Raw genomic sequence first — 19417 nt, forward strand, 5'->3', positions numbered from 1 at the left:
TCGCGGATCATGTCGGTATCGACCGCTCTCTTCGACGGCTATTCCATGGAATTGGCCGTCGAGGAGATTGCCGCTGTGGGTGCCGCCCATGTCGAGCCGGCCTTCATCAGCGGCTATGTCGATTTCGACGAGGGTCTGTTTGCCGAGGCGCAGGCACTGAAGCTGTGCCGGACGGCGCAAAATGCCGGGCTTGGCATCAACGCCGTATCGGCTCATCTCGACCTGTCGGGGGCCGATGCCGCCGACGCCTTGTCCCGGCGCATCGGCTTTGCCGCCGGTCTCGGCGCGTCGTTCCTGATCACCAATGCCGGCCCGGCGAGAAACAGCGCGGCGATCCGCGCGACGATCGACGCTCTCCTGCCGAGGCTGGAGGAGGCCGGCATGGTTCTGGCGCTCGAAAACCCCGGACATGGCAGTGGCGATCTGCTCGGCAGCGCGCGATCGGGGGCAAGCTTCGTCCGCGACATCGGATCGCCGTACGTCTGCCTGAACCACGATGCCGGCAACATCTTCACTTACAGCGGCGAGACGATGCAGCCGGCGCAAGATATCGCCGATGCCATCGATACGGTTGGACATGCTCATCTGAAGGATGTCGTCAGCACCGGCGAGGGATGGGCCTTCTGCGCCATCGGCGACGGCTCTGTCGACTATGCATCCTACTGGGCCGTGCTGCCCGCCACGCTGCCAGTCAGCATCGAACTGCCGTTGCGGCTGCAGCGCCGGCGGCGCCGTGATCCCCAGCGGCGCAACACGCCTGTCGACATTGCCACCATTCGCGGCGCCTTGCGGCGCTCGCTGGAATTCGTGAACGCGCTGGACAACGCCGAGTTCTGAGCGCGGCCCGCCTACCCCCGCTCGGGGAACATCGCCTTCAGCCCTTCGCGCGAAGCCTTCGCGACGCCGCGTTCGGTGATCAGTCCGGTGACCAGCCGCGCCGGCGTCACGTCGAAGGCGGGGTTTGCCGCGGGCGTCGCTTCCGGCGAGACGCGTACCTGGGCGATCTCGCCGCTCGCGGTCTTGCCCCACACCAGCGAAACCTCGTCGCCGGAGCGTTCCTCGATCGGGATTTCGGCAAGTCCGTCGCCCACCGTCCAGTCGATGGTCGGCGAAGGCAGCGCGACGTAGAACGGCACGTCGTTGTCCGCGGCGGCGAGTGCCTTCAGATAGGTGCCGATCTTGTTGCAGACGTCGCCGTCGGCGGTGGTGCGGTCGGTGCCGACGATGACCATGTCGATTGCGCCGCGCTGCATCAGATGGCCGCCGGCATTGTCGACGATCAGCGTATGCGGCACGCCGTGGCCAGCCATCTCCCAGGCGGTGAGCTGGGCGCCCTGGTTGCGTGGGCGTGTTTCATCGACATAGACATGGACCGGAATGCCGGCTTCGACAGCGAGGTAGATCGGTGAAGTGGCTGTCCCGTAGTCGACCGTCGCCAGCCAGCCGGCATTGCAGTGGGTGAGGATATTGACCGCCTCGCCCGGCTGCTTGCGCGCCGCAATATCCTTGATGATGGCGAGACCGTTCTCGCCGATGGCGCGGTTGAGCCCGACATCCTCGTCGGCGATCTCATTGGCACGCCGGTAGGCGGCCGCGGCGCGTTGTTCTGTCGGCAACGGCCGCAGAAAGCGCCGCATCTCGTCGAGCGCCCAGCGCAGGTTGATTGCCGTCGGCCTGGTATCGTGCAGTATCTCCCACACAGTGTCGAGCGCTTCGTCGGATGCATCATCCGTCATCTGCATGGCGACGCCATAGGCCGCGGTGACCCCGATCAACGGTGCGCCACGCACCCACATGTCGCGGATCGCGGTGGCGATGCCGGCGACCGTGACGAGCTTCTCGATACGGAACTCATGCGGCAGCCAGCGCTGGTCGATGATCTCCACCGAGCGGCCGTCGTCGCTCAGCCAGATGGTCCGAAAGTGGCGGTCACCGACGTTCAAATGCTGTTCTCCTGTTCGATCAGCGCGGCCAGATTGTTGACCTCGTCGATGCTGTGGATCTGGCGCCGGTTGACGGCGATGTGGCGGGCGAATTTCAGTGCCTTCGCCTCACAACTGGCGCGCAGATCTTCATCGGCAATGGTCTCGAAGTCGGCATTGTGGGCGAGGCCAAGGATGCGCCTGTGAACCTCGATGCCGGCAAAGCCGAGCAGATCGTCCCAGATCTGATGCAGGACATTATCGAGTGCCTGCTCGGCGCCCAGCCGGTCGCCCTGATCCTCGAACAGGCTTTTTTGATAGAGCATGCCGGTGCGCTCGGTGCGCCATAACAGCGAGAACTCGGCGCGGAACACGGCCCAGGTCTCGGCCGTGACGCCGAGCAGATAGGCACGCATGGCGTCGCGCCTGCCGTTCTGCTCATGCCCGCGCTGCGAGAAGAAGGACATCCAGAAATTGGCGAGCAGCATGCCGACGTCGAAGGCCATCGGGCCGTAGAAGGCGAACTCCGGATCGATCATCCGCGTTTCCTGATCGGTGACCATGATCGAGCCGGAATGCAGGTCGCCATGCAAAAGCGTCTCGGCATTGGCGGCGAACATATGCTTCAGCCGCTGCGCCTCCACCTTGAGGTCGCGGTCGGCCCGCAGTTCCGCCACCAGCCTATCGAGCTGCGGACTGGTGTGGCGGTTCATCTTGGCGTCGAAATAGGGGTCGGAAAACACCAGGTTCTCGGTGATGTCGCAAAGCTCGACATTGTCGGCGAACAGCGCCAAATCCGCCTTGCGCTCCTTGGTCACCATCGACAGGTCGGAACCGCGAAACAGCGTGCGGGCCATGAACAGGCCGATATCCCTGGCAATGTTCGGCAGTCGGCGCCCGTCGATCAGGGCGCGCCTGAGAATGATGTGTGGCGGCGCCAGATACTCCATGATGATCAGCGCCTGGACCTCGTCGAAGTAGTAGATCTCCGGCACCGAGCCCGGCGCGCGTGCCTCTTGCCGGGTCAGTGCGTGGTATTCGAAGAAGGAACGTTTTAGCGGCAGCGGCCAGCTGTCGCCGACCAGGCGGACATAGGGCAGGGCCTGCTTGACGATGGCGCCGCCACTGGCGCCTTCGACGATGAACACCAGGTTCAGATTGCCGTCGCCAACCTCGCGAACTTTCCAGGCGCTCGCATCCTTGCCGATCTTCGCGCACAGCGCTTCGTTCGTGCCGAGACGGGTTGCGAGCGTCTCCACCGACAATGCTTCGAACGGCAAGTTCCCAGTCATCCTTGTTCCTCCCGCCTATGTGCTCCGATCATAAGGAGCCCAAGCGGCGTGGCCAAGCTAGGAAGCTGTCTGGCAATTGTCAATCGTGTTGACAATTGCCTACATTGACCATAGCGTCATGACCAGGGAGGAACGCATGGTCGGCAATGCCGTGTTCCGCGTAGAGGGACTGAGGAAATCCTTTGGCCGCAACGAGGTGCTTGGCGGCATCGCGCTGGACCTCCATGCCGGCGAAGTGACCGTGCTGATGGGCGCCAACGGCGCCGGCAAATCCACCCTCGTCAAGATCATCAGCGGCGTCTACGAGCGTGGCGGCGGCTCTATGACCCTCGCCGGTGCGGAGTTCGCGCCGAACACGCCGGCGGAAGCGATCCGCGCGGGTGTCGTCACCGTGCACCAGAACATCAATGACGGCGTGGTCGCCGATCTCGATGTCGCCACCAATCTTACGCTCGACCGGCTGAGCGGCCGGGGCGTGCCGACCCTGTTCAATCCCGCTCGCGTGCGCCGTGAGGCCAAAGCGGTCGCCGACCGCATGGGGCTGGCCATCGATTTGAAGGCGCGCGTCAGCGATCTTTCGCTGGCCGACCGCCAGATGGTGGCGATTGCCCGGGCGCTGGCGCACCAGCCGAAAGTGCTGATCCTCGATGAGCCGACCTCGTCGCTCTCCAGTGCCGAGGCCGACAGGCTGTTCGCGCTGGTCGACCGTCTGCGCGAGCAGGGCGTGGCGATCCTCTATATCTCGCATCGCATGTCGGACATCAGGCGGCTCGCCGACCGCATCGTCTCGATGCGCGACGGTGTCGTATCGGGCGCCTTCGATGCCAAGCCGCTCGATTATGAAGGTGCGGTCAACGCCATGCTCGGCCGCAAGATCCATCTCGACCGGATCGTGGCCAGGAGTTCCGCCAGGGCGGTCCTGAGCGTCGAAGGCCTGCGCATCGCGCAGGGCGCCAAGCCGATGTCGCTGACACTCGGCGATGGCGAGGTCGTCGCCATCACCGGCCTCGTCGGCGTCGGCAAGACCGCGCTTGCCGAGACGCTGTTCGGTGTGCGCCGGCCGCTCGACGGCACCATGACGATGAACGGCAAGCCTTATGCGCCGCGCTCGGCGGGCGACGCGATCGCCGCCGGCGTGTTCCTCGTCGCCAAGGATCGTGCGACCAGCGGCATCGTCGACGGCTTCAACATCGAGCGCAATGTCAGTCTGCCGTTTCTGAAGCGCATGTCCAGTCTGAGCGTGCTCAGGCGCCGCCTCGAACGCGCCACCGCGCGCAGGCAGATCGAGCAACTGGGCATCGTCTGCCGCTCCGAGAAGGACGAGATGTCGGCGCTGTCGGGCGGCAACCAGCAGAAGGTGATGGTCGCCCGCTGGATGGCGCAGAATGCCGCGCTGTTCATCCTCGACGAGCCGTTCCAGGGCGTCGACATTTCCGCCCGGCGCGATATTGCCGCCAAGCTGAGGGCCAGCGCCAATGGCCGCGCCACGCTTCTGTTCGTCACCGAACTCGATGAAGCGCTGGAGACGGCCGACCGCATCCTGGTGATGTCGGAGCACACGATCGTCGGCGAACACCGCAATGCCGATGTCGACCTCGACCGCCTGCTGGCCGAGGTTGCCGGTGGACCGCTGCACAGCGCTGCCTGAGCGTGGCGGCCGATGGAATTAGAATGGAGAGACCATGGCTGCGAGTTGGGTAAATGGGGCAGCGGCGCCGGGGTGCGCCGAATGACGCTGCGCGACTACGCCATCCGCTATGGGTTCATCGTGCTGCTGTTCGGATTGGTCGCCTATTTCGCGATCGCCGCCGACGGGTTCGTTTCGCCGCAAAGTGCCGTCTTCATCTTCCAGTCTGTCGCCATCACCGGTGTGCTGGCGCTCGGCGTTACCGCCACGCTTGTCGTCGGCGGCTTCGACCTGTCGATCGGTTCGGTCGCAACCTCTGCCATGATGGCTGCGGCCTATGTGATGGTGGTGCTGGAGCAAAACGCGTTCGTGGCGGTCATCGTCTGCCTGTTGATTGGCGCCATTGTCGGCCTGATCAATGGCTGGCTGATCGTCTACATGCGTGTACCCGATCTGCTGGCGACGCTCGGGATGATGTTCCTGCTGGTCGGCCTGCAACGCATCCCCACGGAAGGCCGCTCGATCGCCACCGGCATGACCATGCCCGATGGCTCGGTCGCCAGCGGCAAGTTCTCCGATGCCTTCCTGGCGCTCGGCCGCCACCGCTTCGACTTCTTCGTCCCAAACCTCATCCCGGTCTCGGTCGTCGTGCTTCTGGCGCTGGCCGTGCTGATCTGGTTCTTCCTCGAATACACCCGCTTCGGCCGCATGATGTATGCGGTCGGCAGCAATGAGCGCGCCGCCGAACTCGCTGGCGCGCCTGTCAAGGCATACAAGATCTGGGCCTACGTTATTTCAGGCGTTTTTGCCTCGATCGGCGGCATTTTGCTCGCCGCCCGGCTTGGACGCGGGGACATCGCCTCGGGTAATAATCTGCTGCTCGATGCGGTTGCCGCGGCGCTGATCGGCTACGCGGTGCTCGGCGCCGCCAAGCCGAACGCCTTTGGCACCGCCATCGGCGCGCTGTTCGTCGGCATCTTGCTGCAAGGCCTGACAATGATGAACGCGCCTTACTACACGCAGGATTTCGTCAAGGGCGTGGTTCTGGTCGTCGCCCTTGTCTTCACCTTTGCCCTTTCGGGCAGGGGCAGGAACTAGCATTCGGCCAGATAGGATTTGGGTTCAACAAAAGTGGAGGAAAACAAGGTGAACATCACTAGAAGACTTCTGGGGAAAGTGGCGCTCGGGCTCGCCGGCGCAACCATGCTGATGCAGGGGGCATTTGCCGCCGACAAGCCGGCGCCGTTCGACAAACCCGGCGTCAAGATCGCACTGGTTCGCTATCTCTCGACCGGCGACTTCTTCCAGGCCTATCTGTCGGGCGTCGAGGCGCAGTCGAAGGCGCTCGGTATCGACCTGCGCGTGCTCGACAGCCGCCAGGACGCCGCCCTTCAATCCGACATGGTCGACCAGGCCATCGCGCTTGGCGTGCAGGGCATCATCATCCAGCACGGCCTGACGGAATCGATGAAGGACGCCGCTCAGCGCGCCGTCGACGCCGGCATCAAGGTGGTGGCATTCGACGTCAATGTCGAAAACCCCAAGATCCCGCAAATCGAACAGTCGGACAAAGATCTGGCACGGCTGGCGCTCGAACAGGCAGTCAAGGACAATGGCGAAAGCTGGAACGCCGGCTATGTCTATGTCGCCGGCATTGCTCCGCTCGACCGCCGCAACGAGACCTGGGTCGACGTCAAGAAAAAATATGCCGGCATAAAGGAAGCCGCCATGTTCGGCACGCTCGACAATCCGATCGCCAACTCCGTCGCCAACCAGGCGCGCTCGGTGCTGTCGGCGCACCCCGACATCAACGTGATGTTCGCGCCCTATGACGAGTTCGCCAAGGGCGTGAAGATCGCCGTCGACGAAGCGGGCCTCAACAAGAAGATCAAGATCTATTCGGCTGACATCTCGACGTCCGACATCGCGGCGATGCGCGAGCCCGACAGCGCCTGGGCGGCGACCGCGGCGACCAATCCGGCCGTCGTCGGCCAGGTCTCGGTACGCGCCCTGGCGCAACTGCTCGCCGGCGAAGACCCCGGCCACAACGTCATCGTGCCGCCGACCCTGATCACCCAGAAAGAGCTGATCGACAAGGATATCAAGAACATGGAAGACCTGTCGGCCAAGCTGCCGCAGTTCGCCCATGCCGATGTCGCCATGCCGGCCTGGATGCCGAACCCCAACGCGAAGTAAGGCTCGTCAACACACAAAGGAAAAGGGCGGCCCGTGAGCCGCCCTTTTTATTGTCAATTGGAGTTGCTTACCTCAGCGCCGCCGCGATGTTGCCACCGTCGACCGTCGTCACATCGGCGGTCGTCCGGTCGGCCAGGGCATGGTGCAGGAAGGCCTGCGCCACGTCCTGCGCGGTCACTTCCTGGCCGAGCAGATTGCCGGACATGTATTCCTTCTCCGACACGCCGCGTGCGCCCGAGCGGCTGGCGATCATGGCGTCGGTCAAAAGCCCGGAGCGGATGCGGTCGGCGTTGACGGCGTTGGAACGGATGCCATGGGCGCCGTAGTCGAGCGCGTATTGCCTTGACAGGAACAGCGTCGCCGCTTTCGGCACGCCATAGGCGCCGAATTTCGGACCCGGATTGACCGCCTGCTTGGAGGTGTTGAACAACAGCGCCCCACCTGTACCTTGTTCCAGCATGATGCGCACGGCGTTCTGCGCCGCCGACTGGTGAGCGAAGAAATTGAGCTCGAAGCTCTTGCGCAGCAGCGTATCGTCAAGCTCGCCGATGCGGCCTTCCCAGGCAGCACCCGCATTGGACACCAATATGTCGACGCCGCCGAAGACGGCGACCGCCTTGTCGAAGGCGGCACGCATCTGGTCCGGGTCGGTGATGTCGGCGCCGACGCCAATCGAATTGTTGCCGGCTTTCCTGGCGGCATCGGCGGCCTTTTCGGCGTCGAGATCGACGACGACGGCATGAGCGCCATTGTCGGCGAACAGTTTTGCGGTCGCCGCACCAATCGCACCGGCGCCGCCGGTGATCAGCACCACCTGGCCGGTCAGCGGCTTCGGCTTGTTGGAGGCGAGCTTGGCCTGTTCCAGCGACCAGTATTCGAGCGGGAACAGGTCGGCCTTGGATAGCGGGTGGAAACGCCCGACGGCCTCGGCGCCGCGCACGGCCTCGATCCACATCTCGCCAACGTCCGAGGCGATCCTGGCATCCTTCAGCGTGCGGCCATGGCCGAACATGCCGAGCCCCGGCACCAGCGTCAGCCGGGGCATCGGATCGAGCATGGTGCGCTTGACGTCGTCGAGCGCGTCATTGGTCTCGAAATAGGCGCGGTAATCCTTGGCGAAAGCGTCGACATGGTTCTGGATTACGGCCTTGTAGTCGCCGATCTTGTCGGCATCGGGCGCCGGCACGGCCAGCGGCCCGGTCTTGATGCGGATCGACAGATCCGGCGTCGACACGCCGCGTCCTGCATAGTCGGCGATCTCTGCAGAATTGATGAAATCGACAATCGCGTCCGAGGTGCGGAAGTCAGAGATCATGCGGTCGAAGCGGCCTTCGCCGCGTGGCGCCGCTACAGCGCCGCGCAGCATGGGCGCGATCGCCGCCGGTGACGCTAGCCTTGCCGGCAGCGCTATCTTCGCAGTCTTCGGTTTGGCATGCTCGGCCACATAATCCTCGGCGACGTTCACATAGTGGATCATCCGGTCATAGGCCTGCCTGGCATCGTCGCCGAAAGTGAAGATGCCGTGCTTGTCGAGGATCAGGCCTTCCACCGTCGGGTCGGCGTCGAAGACGTCGGCCGCTGCCTTGGCGAGATCGAAGCCCGGCATGATGTAGGGCACATAGCCCATTTTGGCTCCGAACACCTTTGCCACCAGCGGCTTGCTGTCTTCCTGGTCGACGATGGCCAGGATGGCGGTCGAGTGGGTGTGGTCGACGAACTTGTGCGGCAGGAAGGCATGCAGCAGGGTCTCGACCGAAGGGTTGGGCGAGGCGGGGTCGATCAGGTTGGCCCGCTGCAACGCGACCATGTCCTCGTCGGAAAGCCTGTCCAGCTTGCGCGCCTTGAGCAGGGCGCCCATCTTGACCGCCGGCAGGCCCTGCGGCTCGATGACGGCCATGTCCCAGCCGCTGCCCTTGACGCACAGCACGTCCCATTCGTCGCCGACGAGATCGGTTGCCTTGATCTTGCAGGAGGTGTTGCCGCCGCCATGCAGGACCAGTTGCGGCACTCCGCCCAGAAGCCGCGTCGTGTAGACACGCAACGCCAGATCGCGGCCGACGCCCTTCTTCGCATAGTCGGCAACGAGTTGTTCGGCCACGTCGTCGTTCCACAGATTCTTCATGTTCGCTTCGTCCAGTTGCTGTCTTTGATGGTGAACAGGAATGCCGCGACGCCTTGATGACAAATGCGTCGGCAAAGGATTGGTTTTCAGGACGCCTTTTCTGCTGACGTTCCGGCATGATCGAGCAGCCGCTGCGCCATATGCGCGCCGACCACCAGATGCGTGCAGAGGCCGCCGGCGATCGCGGCGAGCAGCGGCTCGAACTTGCTGTCTTCCTGCACGACCATCAGCCGCTTACCGATGACGCGCAGTGAAGCAAGCCCCGCCGAGATGACCCGCCGGTTGTAGCTGCAGTCGAGCAACTCGCCACGGGCATCGATGATCTGCCCGGCAATGACACCTGCGGCACCTTCCCTGCGCAGCGCCGCCATCTCGGCTGCCGTCAGCGCGCCGCACTTCACCAGATGGCTGTCGGCATCGACCGCGCCGATGGAGTAGAGCGCAAGATCGCAGTCGCTGATCCCGGCAAGCTGGTCGCGGATCACAGGTTCGGCGCGCAGGCCTTGCGCCAGTTCCTCGGTCGACAGCACCAGGGGCGCGTAGAAGTTGAGGCCCTTGGCATTGAGCCGGCGCGCGATTTCCATAGTGCATTGATCGGGCCGGTAGGAATAGGGTGCGCCGAGATTGCCGCAGAGCTGCACCACGGTGACGTCCTGCAGGTCGGCATAGGACATGATGTCGGCGATGGTGTAGACGGTGCGGCCCCAGGCGACGCCGATGCGGTCGCCTTTCCCGACGAGTTCCAGGAAAACGCTTGCCGCCAGCACCGCGATATCGGTCGAGGGGTCGGCGAGATAGGCGTTCTCAGGCGCGATCCAGACGGCGTCGAGCTTCAGGGCGTCTTCCAGCCTACGCGCCATGACGTCGTCCGTGAAGAGCTGCGTCGAGGTCGAGATGTTGACGATGCCTGTCTCGCGCGCCTTGCGCAGATACATGGCGACGGAGGCGCGCGAAATGTTGAGTTGATTGGCCACTTCGTCCTGGCGAAGCCCATGGGCATAGTAAAGCCAGGCCGCCTTGTGGATGAGCTGTTCTGCCGGTCGGATCGCCATGCCGCCTCCTTGACTGACATTAGTCACGGCTCTCGACAAAAGTCAAATTTGGATAAACAGGAAGAGATCTCCTGCCGGCGCGGCACAGACCCCCATTCTAGCAAGTCGGTGCAGGATAGCATTCTCAGCCCTTCAGGGGGATAGCGTGACGACGAGCGTAAGGTTAGAAAGCTCGAAAAGACTTTGGGGAGAATGGGATGGCCAATCCCTACGAACAGGATCTCGACAGGAACGCGGCCAATCACCAGCCGCTGACGCCGCTCACCTATCTGGAGCGCGCTGCAAGAACCTATCCCGACCATGTCGCCATCATCCATGGCAGCCAGCGCATAAGCTACCGCGATTTCTGGCGCCGTTCGTTGAAGCTCGCCTCGGCCCTGCACAAGCATGGCATCGGCAAGGGCGACACGGTGACGGTCATGCTGTCGAACACGCCGCCGATGCTGGAAGCGCATTTCAGCGTGCCGATGACCAAGGCGGTGCTGCACTCGCTCAACACGCGTCTCGACGCCGCCGTCATTGCCTTCCAACTCGACCATGCCGAGACCAAGGTGCTGATCGTCGATCGCGAGTTTTCCGGCGTGGTGCGGGAAGCGCTCGGTCTGGCCGTGGTCAAACCGCTGGTCATCGACTACGACGATCCCGAATACGCCACCGACGCGCCCTATCCGAAAGGCGAGAGGGTCGGCACGGTGGACTATGAGGCCTTTGTCGCCAATGGCGACGAGGCGTTCGCCTGGTCGATGCCGGACGACGAATGGGACGCCATCTCGCTCAATTATACTTCGGGCACGACAGGCAATCCCAAGGGCGTCGTCTACCATCACCGAGGTGCTGCGCTGATGGCCTACACCAACACCATCCATGCCGGCATGGCCAAGCACGCGGTCTATCTCTGGACCTTGCCGATGTTCCACTGCAATGGCTGGTGTTTTCCCTGGACGCTCGCCGTCCAGGCCGGCACGCATGTCTGCCTGCGCTGGGTGCGGCCGAAGCCCATTTATGACGCTATCGCCGATCATGGCGTCACCCATCTGTGCGGGGCGCCGGTGGTCATGTCGGTGCTGATCAACGCCAAGGACGAGGACAAGCGCGCGTTTGCGCAAACTGTCACCTTCAACACGGCGGCCGCCCCGCCGCCCGAAGCCGTGCTGTCGGGCATGGCCGATGCCGGCTTTGCCGTCACCCATCTCTACGGCCTGACAGAGACCTATGGTCCCGCTGTCGTCAACGAATGGCATAATGGCTGGGACGCACTCGACAAAGGGGCGAGGGCGGGCAAGAAGGCACGGCAGGGCGTGCGCTATGCCGCACTCGAAGGCCTGACGGTAATGGATCCCGAGACCATGGCCGAGACGCCCGCCGACGGCGAGACCATCGGCGAGGTGATGTTTCGTGGCAACATCGTCATGAAGGGTTACCTGAAGAACCGCAGGGCGACTGACGAGGCTTTCGCCGGCGGCTGGTTCCACTCGGGCGATCTCGGCGTCATGCACCCGGATGGCTATATCCAGCTCAAGGACCGCTCCAAGGACATCATCATCTCCGGTGGCGAGAACATTTCCTCGATCGAGGTCGAGGAAGCGCTCTACAAGCATCCTGCCGTCGCCTCCTGCGGCGTCGTGGCGCGCCATGACGACAAATGGGGCGAGGTGCCTGTCGCCTATGTGGAACTGAAGCCGGGCAAGGAGGCGAGCGAGGCCGAGATCATCGAGCACTGCCGGACGCTGCTCGCCCGCTTCAAAGTGCCGAAAGCGGTGATCTTCGCCGAGATACCGAAGACCTCGACCGGCAAGATCCAAAAGTTCCGGCTGCGGGAAATGGCCAAGGTCGCCTGAAGCCCCCGGGATTTTCGAGAGAATATTTTCAATGGTCCGCATCCTGAGGGCGCCTTTTGACGTCTACTGGATGTCACCAATTGTCACCTATCGTACGCGTACACCGAATCCGCGTTGACACCTCGCTCATTTAGATTTACGAGTGATGAAAATCGAAATTCGTCACTCGTTATTTGACAGAGAGCTATGTCCGAAGCCGCCAACATCGTCGCCGACATCGCCCGACAGGAAAATGTAACGCGCATACTCGATTGCGCCGAGCGCCTGTTCCGGCACTATGGCTACGGCAAGACCAATGTCGCCGACATCGCCCGCGAACTCGGCATGTCACCGGCCAACATCTATCGTTTCTTTGCGTCCAAGGTCGAAATCCACCAAGCCGTATGTGGCCGGATGCTCGGCGCCAGCTACAAGATGGCTTACGAGATCATGCACCTGCCGATCAGCGCCGAGGAGCGGCTGCGTCGTTATGTGCATGCACAATACAAGCTGACGATGGAGGTCATGCTCGACGACCAGAAGGTCCACGAGATGGTCATCGTCGCGCTCGAGCGGGACTGGGGCGTCATCGACAAGCATGTCGACAGCATTCACGATCTTTTCGCCGAGGTGATCGGCGAGGGCATCGAGGCCGGCGAGTTCAGGAAGCAGGACCCGGTGACCGCATCGCGCTGCTTCGGTGCCGCCACCGTCATCCTGTGCCATCCGCAGATGGTGGCGCAGTGCCTCGCCAAGACCAATCGGGCAATGCCCGACGACCTCATCGATTACGCCATCAGAGCCTTGAAATAGCCGTCGCCAGCCGGTGCCGGTGTCGACAGTCCGTCTTCCAGTCGGGAGTACCGAAATGTTTTTGCCCAGTTCCATCCTTCGCAAGCTGCCAGCTGCCGGCCTGATCGTCGCATCGCTTGGGCTTGCCGGCTGCTCACAGGAAAAAGCCGAGGTGAAGGACATCATCCGTCCGGTGAAGGTCGTCGAGATCGCCCAGGCGCATGACACCCGTACGCTGTCCTATTCCGGATCGGTGCGCGCCCGCACCGAGAGCACGCTGGGTTTCCGGGTCAATGGCAAGATCACCGAGCGTCTCGTCGACATCGGCCAGCACGTGGCGCCTGGCGACGTGCTCGCCCGCATCGATCCCTCCGACTATGACCTGTCGGTCAAGAGCGCGCAGGCGGCACTCGATGCCTCTGAACGGCAGGTCGAGACGGTCGAACTCGCCCGTAAGCGCGCCGAACAGCTTTTCGCCAAGAACTTCGCGCCGAAATCGCAGCTCGAACAGGCGACACTGACCTATGACCAGGCAATCGCCACGCGCGACTCCGCCCGCTCTACGCTTGCCCAGGCCAGGAACCAGGTCGGCTATACCGACCTCAAGGCCGACAGGGATGGCATCGTCACGGCGGTAAACGCCGATGTCGGCCAGGTGGTCGGCTCGGGCACGCCCGTGGTCACCGTCGCGGTCGACGGTGAAAAGGAAGTGCTGATCGCGGTTCCGGAAATGGAGATCGCCGAGTTCAAGCCGGGCAAGGACGTCAAGGCGGGCTTCTGGTCGGACGATGGGCTGAAGCTTGACGGCAAGGTCCGTGAGGTCGCCGGCAGCGCCGATCCGCAGTCGCGCACCTTTGCCGTCCGCGTCAGCCTGCCCAACGACCCGCGCGTGCTGCTCGGCATGACCGCCAATATCGAGGCGTCGGCGGCCAACGAAAAGCAGCTCGTGTCCATCCCGCTCAGTGCACTCGCCGAGAAAGACAGCCAGTCGATCGTCTGGACGGTCGATCGTGGCGCCGACACCGTGCATGCCCGTCCCGTCAAGGTCGCCGAGTTCGCCCCAAACGGCGTGCGTGTCGCGGAGGGATTGAAACCGGGCGACGTCGTGGTCGCCGCCGGTACGCAGTTCATGACCGAGAACCTGAAGGTGAAACTCCCCGGCGGCACCGCACAGCAGTCCGCCTCGGCCGAGGGCGACGAAGCCAGCCAGTTGCGCTGACGACAGACAGGTCGGCCGCGCGTTCCCGCGGCCGCAGGTTTCCGGGCGGCGTGCCCGAAGGTCGAGACGTCAAGGCCGATGTACCCCCGCATCGATCCTCGCGTCCCACCGCGATGAGTGTCTCTCCGCTTGAAGAGCAACGCCGCCCGGAAGCCAGTATCGAACGCAGATGATTTCGTTCCGCGCGCGCTTCCTCGAAGCCCCTTTTTCGAAGCACCAAGCGCCGGCAACCAAGCAAAGTGGACCACTTCCGATGACGACCCCCACTGAAGAAAAGCGTCCCTTCAACCTGTCGCGTTGGGCCATCGGCCATCCCTCCATTGCGCGCTTCCTGTTCGGGCTGATCATCATAGCCGGCGCGCTCGGCTTGATGCGCATGGGCCAGAAGGAGGATCCCGACTTCACCTTCCGCGTCATGGTCGTGCAGGCGATCTGGCCGGGCTCCTCGATCCAGGAGATGGAGGACCAGGTCGTCAACAAGATCGAGCGCAAATTGCAGGAGACGCCGCATCTCGATTTCGTGCGTTCCTTCACCCGCGCCGGCAGCGCCATCATCACCGTCCAGATCAAGGGCGACACCAACGCCGCCGAAGTGACGGATGCTTTCTATCAGGTGCGCAAGAAAGTCGGCGATATCCAGGGCGACCTGCCGCAAGGCCTGCTCGGCCCGTATTTCAACGACGAGTTCGGCGACACGTTTATCACCCTGCATTCGATCAGCGGCGACGGCTTCTCCTTTCCCGAATTGAAGAAGTTCGCCATCCAGGCGCGCGATATGCTTTTGACGACGCCCGGCGTCGAAAAGGCCGTCATCATCGGCGACCAGCCGGAAAAGCTCTATATCGACGTCTCGTCCAAGGCGCTGGCCGAACGCGGCCTGACGCTGACCGACCTGCAGAACGCGATCAAGGGCCAGAACAACGTCGACCCCGCGGGTTCCGTCGACACCGGCGTCAATTCGGTGCGCATCTCGGTCGAAGGCGACGTCGCCAAGGCGGCCGACATCCGCGAACTGCGCCTGCGCGCCGGCGGCCAGGTTACCCGGCTGGGCGACATCGCCACCGTCACTTCGGGCCTGGAGGACCCCTTCCAGCGCAAATACCGCTTCAATGGCCACGACAGCGTGCAGCTTGGCGTGGTCATGGCCAAGGGTTTTAAAGTCACCGATGTCGGCAAGGATGTCGAGGCGACCTACAAGCGCTTCGAGGAGGCGCTGCCCTATGGCGTTTCGGTCGACCAGATTTCCGACCAGCCGGGCGTCGTCACGGATGCCGTCAGCGAATTCATGCATGCGCTCGGCGAAGCGTTGCTGATCGTGCTCGTCGTCTCGTTCCTGTCGATCGGCTGGCGCTCGGGGCTGGTGATCGCCATCGCCATACCGCTGGTGCTCGCCGCCACCTTCGCCATCATGTACGAGATCGGCATCGACCTGCAGCGCATTTCGCTGGGCGCGCTGATCATCGCGCTCGGCCTGCTTGTCGATGATGCCATGATCGTCGTCGAGATGATGGAGCGCAAGCTCGAGGAGGGGCTGGTCAAGATCGAGGCGGCGAGCTTCGCCTATTCCTCGACCGCCTTCCCGATGTTGACCGGCACACTGATCACCACCGCCGGCTTCATACCGGTTGGGTTCGCAGCTTCGACGGCTGGCGAATATGTGCGCACCCTGTTCTATGTCGTCGGCATCGCGCTGATCGTGTCGTGGTTCGTGGCGGTCTATTTCACGCCGTGGCTCGGCTATATGATCCTTAAGCAGCGCAAGCATGCCGGCAGCCATCACGACGCCTTCGACACAGGCTTCTATCGTCGGCTGCGTGCCACGGTCAGCTGGGCCGTGCGCCATCGCATCATCGTTTTGGTGATGACGCTGGCGACTTTCGGCACCAGCCTTTGGGCGTTCCAGTTCATCCCGCAGAATTTCTTCCCGCAATCGTCGCGGCCCGAAATTCTCGTCGACCTCTGGCTGCCGGAAGGCACCAGCATCAAGGAGGTCGAGGCGCAGGCCAAGGCCCTGGAAGCCAAGATGATGGACGACAAGGACAAGCGTTTCATCGCCACTTATATCGGCGAGGGCGCCCCGCGCTTCTTCCTGCCGCTCGACCAGCAACTGCGCAACCCGAACTTCGCCCAGATGCTGGTCATGGCCAATGACGAGCCGGCGCGCGAGCGGCTGATCGTCAAGCTGCGCACGGTTCTGGCAGAAGACTTCCCGTCGATCCGTGCCAAGGTCGACCGCCTGTTCCTCGGACCGCCGACCGGGTGGCCCGTGCAGATGCGCGTCATGGGTCCGGACCGCCAGGAGGTGCGCCGCATCGCCGACCAGGTGAAGGCGAAGTTCCGGCAGGATCCCCTGCTCGGCGCCGTCCATGACGACTGGCTGGAGCCCGTTCCGGCGATGAAGCTGGTTATCGATCAGGATCGTGCCCGTGCGCTCGGCGTCACCTCGCAGCGCATCCGCCAGATGCTGCAGGCGACGATGTCCGGCGCGCCGCTTGACGATTTCCGCGACGGCGAGGAGACGGTGTCGATCGTCGCCCGCGAGCCGGATGCCAGCCGCAGCCTGCTGTCGTCGGTCGACTCGGTCTATATCCCGACCGATTTCGGCGGCTTCGTGCCGCTGTCGCAGGTGGCCAAGGTGGTGCCTGTGCTGGAGCAAGGCATCGAATGGCGGCGCGACCGCCTGCCGACGATCAGCGTGCGCGCCACATTGCCAGACGGCGTGCAGTCCAACGACGTCGTCACCAAGATGTACAAGGACATGCAGGGCCTGCGTGACGGCCTGGCGCCCGGTTACAAGATCGAGATCCAGGGCGGTGCGGAGGATTCAGCCGAAAGCCAGGCTTCGATCGCCGCCAAGGCGCCGATCATGCTGGCCATCATCGTCGTGCTCCTGATGATCCAGCTGCAGAACTTCGGCAAGGCGATGCTGGTGCTGGCCACCGGCCCGCTCGGCATCATCGGCGCGGCCGCGGCTCTGCTGATCAGCGGTGCACCGTTCGGCTTCGTCGCCATCCTCGGTGTCATCGCCCTGCTCGGCATCATCATGCGCAACTCGATCATCCTGGTCGACCAGATCGACCAGGACATTGCCAAGGGAATGGACCGTTCCGAAGCGATCGTCGGCTCGGCCGTGCGCCGCTTCAGGCCGATCGTGCTGACGGCGATGACGGCGGTGCTGGCACTGATCCCGATCTCGCGCGGCGTGTTCTGGGGACCGCTCGCCTATGCCATGATGGGCGGCATTCTGGTCGCCACCGTGCTCACCATCCTGGTGCTGCCGGCGGGCTATGCGCTCTTCTTCGGCCGCGAGCCGAAGAAGGCGAAGACCGACCAGCAGGCGCCGGAGCCAGGGGAGATCGAAGGCATCGAACGGCCGCAACTGCCGTTGGCGGCGGAATAAAAAACCGGCCGGTCGATTTGCGACCGGCCGGTTTTCCTTGATGCAATGATTTAGGCCGCAGTCAGACCATCAGATGACGAACACCCAATTGGCGATGAGCATGACCGCCACGCCGGCGACCAGCGTCAGATAGGGCAGCATGCCCGCCTTCTTGACCGAAAGGTCGGCTCCCGCCATGCCGAGATCGGCCAGCATGTGGTCGGGGAATTTGCCCTTGTCCTGGATGTAGTGGCGGAAGCAGAACACCGGGATGATCAGCGCCGCCGTGATCAGTCCGGCCCACAGCGCCATCGGGTTCCACACCTTGGCGCCTGCGCCCATGAAGATCGCGTTGACGTAGGCGAAGATCGCCCCGATCCCCAAGAGCCAGCTCGGTGCTTTCCACGGCCGTGCGATATGGCCGTTGTCGATGCGGTGGATCCAGCCGGCATTGAGGTTGAGGAAATTGAAGATGATGTAGCCGCAGTTCGACACGGCGAGGATGAAGAAGAAGCTCGTCGCGTCGGCCGAGGCGATCGCCAGCACGACCAGATTGAAGCAGAGATCGGTCCACATGGCCCGCGTCGGCGCGCCGTGCTCGTTGACGTGGCTGAGATAACGGGGCAGCCAGCCGTCGACCGAGCCCTGGTAGAGCGTGCGCGACGAGCCGGCCATCGCCGTCATGATGCACAGCACCAGCGCCAGGATCATCAGCATCACCAGCAGACTGTGGATAAGCCTGCCTCCGCCGACCATGCCGGCCAGCGCATCGGCCACGCCGGAGCCGTCGACGATCGGTGTTGCCAGCATGCCGTTCAAGCCCAGCACGCCCTGGAAGGTGAAGGGCACCAGGATGAACAAAAGCATGCAGAGCAGGCCGGAATAGAAGATGGCCTTGAACGTATCGGTACCCGGGTTCTTGAACTCCGACGTGTAGCAGACGGCGGTTTCGAACCCGTAGGTCGACCATGCGGCGATGAACATGCCGCCGAGCGCCAATGTCCAGCCGGCGATGTTCCAGGAGCCGGGCTCAGGTGCATAGGCGGCGGCGAGCGGCACCAGCGGCGAAAAGTTCGACCAGTCGATCTGGCCGGTGAAGATCGGCACCACGCCGACGATCAGCATCGGGATAATGACCAGCAGTCCGATATATTTCTGCACGCTGGCAGTGCCCAGAATGCCGCGATGCTGGATCGAGAAGATGATCAGCATCAGCACCGCGCCGATGAAGAAGGTGGCATTGAGCGTGAAGGACACCGGGCCTAGCGTGTGGCTCCACAGCGTCCAGTTGCGGATCGCCGGCGTCGCGGCGGCGGTCACTGCGGTGATGGCGTCGGCAGGCGCCGTTCCGGCGTGCGCGGCGATGTAGGCGACGACATCGGGCGAGGCCTCGGTGAACAGCGGCACCGGCGCCAGTGCATTGAGGATATAGGCGGCGGCGATCGAGCAGCCGAGCGACAGCACCGGCGACCAGGCGAACCAGTTGCACCACACCGACAGCGGCGCGATGAACTTGGAGTAGCGCAGCCAGGCCGTGGCGCCGTAGATCGAGGCACCGCCGGACTTGTTCGGGAACAGGCCGGCGATCTCGGCATAGGTGAAGGATTGCAGGAAGCCCATGATCATGGAGACCGTCCAGATCAGGAACGCCAGCTTTCCCGTCGTGCCGGCAATGCCGCCGATCGAGAACAGGACCAGCGCCGGAACGCCACTCGCCACCCAGAAGGCGCCGCGCCAGTCGATATGCCTGAGCAGCTTGCTTTCGGCAGGCTGGTCCAGGACCGTACTTATTGTGCTCATGTGGATGAGTTCCCCTTTTTCGATGTTCCCCGCCAGTGATGCCTCGGCTACGCGAAACTTACTCCCCGGCAAATGATCGTTCCGGCCGCAGTGTTTCCACTCAGTCGTATTTTTTTCTTAGGAGTGAAGATTGATCCGGCGCGCCGTCACGTCAAGCGATTTGTGAAACCATGCACATCACGCTTGCGCGCGCGAACAT

13 protein-coding genes are annotated in these 19417 nt (G+C 63.4%); 8 read left to right on the plus strand and 5 right to left on the minus strand.

Annotated elements, in window-relative coordinates:
* Positions 1–9: 9 nt before the first annotated feature.
* Entirely contained in the window at positions 10–837 is an 828-nt protein-coding gene (locus LB571_RS15465) for a sugar phosphate isomerase/epimerase family protein (RefSeq protein WP_224595703.1), read from the plus strand.
* An 11-nt stretch (positions 838–848) separates the two neighbouring features.
* Here LB571_RS15465 and mtnA read toward each other — a convergent pair whose 3' ends face one another.
* On the minus strand, positions 849–1943 hold the full coding sequence (gene mtnA / locus LB571_RS15470; protein WP_224595706.1) for an S-methyl-5-thioribose-1-phosphate isomerase: 1095 nt from the start codon (positions 1941–1943) through the stop codon (positions 849–851).
* A complete protein-coding gene (gene mtnK, locus LB571_RS15475) occupies positions 1940–3214 on the minus strand; it encodes an S-methyl-5-thioribose kinase (protein WP_224595709.1) in 1275 nt (424 codons plus the stop codon). The genes mtnA and mtnK overlap by 4 nt, the downstream gene beginning before the upstream one ends.
* A 136-nt stretch (positions 3215–3350) precedes the next feature.
* On the opposite strand from mtnK, the gene LB571_RS15480 reads away from it, so the two are divergent.
* From LB571_RS15480 to LB571_RS15490, 3 genes are all read left to right on the plus strand, one after another.
* On the plus strand, positions 3351–4862 hold the full coding sequence (locus LB571_RS15480) for a sugar ABC transporter ATP-binding protein (RefSeq protein WP_140617604.1): 1512 nt from the start codon (positions 3351–3353) through the stop codon (positions 4860–4862).
* Between the two features lie 81 nt (positions 4863–4943).
* On the plus strand, positions 4944–5939 hold the full coding sequence (locus LB571_RS15485; RefSeq protein WP_224595712.1) for an ABC transporter permease: 996 nt from the start codon (positions 4944–4946) through the stop codon (positions 5937–5939).
* 48 nt (positions 5940–5987) lie between these two features.
* Complete coding sequence (locus LB571_RS15490) at positions 5988–7037, plus strand: substrate-binding domain-containing protein (RefSeq protein ID WP_140661484.1); 1050 nt, start codon at positions 5988–5990, stop codon at positions 7035–7037.
* A gap of 67 nt (positions 7038–7104) precedes the next feature.
* On the opposite strand, the gene LB571_RS15495 is transcribed toward LB571_RS15490, so the two are convergent.
* Complete coding sequence (locus tag LB571_RS15495; RefSeq protein ID WP_224595715.1) at positions 7105–9159, minus strand: bifunctional aldolase/short-chain dehydrogenase; 2055 nt, start codon at positions 9157–9159, stop codon at positions 7105–7107.
* A gap of 86 nt (positions 9160–9245) precedes the next feature.
* Complete coding sequence (locus LB571_RS15500) at positions 9246–10211, minus strand: sugar-binding transcriptional regulator (protein ID WP_140715138.1); 966 nt, start codon at positions 10209–10211, stop codon at positions 9246–9248.
* A 197-nt stretch (positions 10212–10408) separates the two neighbouring features.
* Here LB571_RS15500 and LB571_RS15505 point away from each other — a divergent pair, with 197 nt between their 5' ends.
* The 4 genes from LB571_RS15505 (at position 10409) to LB571_RS15520 (ending at position 17439) form a co-directional block, all read left to right on the plus strand.
* Complete coding sequence (locus tag LB571_RS15505; protein WP_224595717.1) at positions 10409–12049, plus strand: acyl-CoA synthetase; 1641 nt, start codon at positions 10409–10411, stop codon at positions 12047–12049.
* A gap of 186 nt (positions 12050–12235) precedes the next feature.
* The gene (locus LB571_RS15510; RefSeq protein ID WP_140715134.1) at positions 12236–12841 is read left to right on the plus strand and encodes a TetR family transcriptional regulator; all 606 of its coding nucleotides are present in this window, start codon (positions 12236–12238) and stop codon (positions 12839–12841) included.
* Positions 12842–12896: 55 nt separating this feature from the next.
* Positions 12897–14039: an efflux RND transporter periplasmic adaptor subunit gene (locus LB571_RS15515; protein ID WP_140724636.1), complete on the plus strand. Its 1143-nt coding sequence runs from the start codon at positions 12897–12899 to the stop codon at positions 14037–14039.
* Between the two features lie 253 nt (positions 14040–14292).
* Positions 14293–17439: an efflux RND transporter permease subunit gene (locus LB571_RS15520; RefSeq protein WP_224595721.1), complete on the plus strand. Its 3147-nt coding sequence runs from the start codon at positions 14293–14295 to the stop codon at positions 17437–17439.
* Between the two features lie 69 nt (positions 17440–17508).
* On the opposite strand, the gene LB571_RS15525 is transcribed toward LB571_RS15520, so the two are convergent.
* Positions 17509–19218 (minus strand): APC family permease, encoded by a 1710-nt coding sequence (locus LB571_RS15525; protein ID WP_015318922.1) that lies wholly within the window; start codon positions 19216–19218, stop codon positions 17509–17511.
* Positions 19219–19417: the final 199 nt, after the last annotated feature.

The organism is Mesorhizobium sp. BR1-1-4, assembly GCF_020165375.1.
GTDB classification, from domain to species: domain Bacteria; phylum Pseudomonadota; class Alphaproteobacteria; order Rhizobiales; family Rhizobiaceae; genus Mesorhizobium; species Mesorhizobium australicum.

Bases quoted from the DNA above. Each gene is read 5' to 3' on its own strand.
- LB571_RS15495 (WP_224595715.1), bottom strand. From the start codon at position 9,159: ATGAAGAATCTGTGGAACGACGACGTGGCCGAACAACTCGTTGCCGAC.
- LB571_RS15505 (WP_224595717.1), top strand. From the start codon at position 10,409: ATGGCCAATCCCTACGAACAGGATCTCGACAGGAACGCGGCCAATCAC.
- LB571_RS15510 (WP_140715134.1), top strand. From the start codon at position 12,236: ATGTCCGAAGCCGCCAACATCGTCGCCGACATCGCCCGACAGGAAAAT.
- LB571_RS15465 (WP_224595703.1), top strand. From the start codon at position 10: ATGTCGGTATCGACCGCTCTCTTCGACGGCTATTCCATGGAATTGGCC.
- LB571_RS15480 (WP_140617604.1), top strand. From the start codon at position 3,351: ATGGTCGGCAATGCCGTGTTCCGCGTAGAGGGACTGAGGAAATCCTTT.
- LB571_RS15500 (WP_140715138.1), bottom strand. From the start codon at position 10,211: ATGGCGATCCGACCGGCAGAACAGCTCATCCACAAGGCGGCCTGGCTT.
- LB571_RS15520 (WP_224595721.1), top strand. From the start codon at position 14,293: ATGACGACCCCCACTGAAGAAAAGCGTCCCTTCAACCTGTCGCGTTGG.
- LB571_RS15525 (WP_015318922.1), bottom strand. From the start codon at position 19,218: ATGAGCACAATAAGTACGGTCCTGGACCAGCCTGCCGAAAGCAAGCTG.
- LB571_RS15485 (WP_224595712.1), top strand. From the start codon at position 4,944: ATGACGCTGCGCGACTACGCCATCCGCTATGGGTTCATCGTGCTGCTG.
- mtnK (WP_224595709.1), bottom strand. From the start codon at position 3,214: ATGACTGGGAACTTGCCGTTCGAAGCATTGTCGGTGGAGACGCTCGCA.
- LB571_RS15515 (WP_140724636.1), top strand. From the start codon at position 12,897: ATGTTTTTGCCCAGTTCCATCCTTCGCAAGCTGCCAGCTGCCGGCCTG.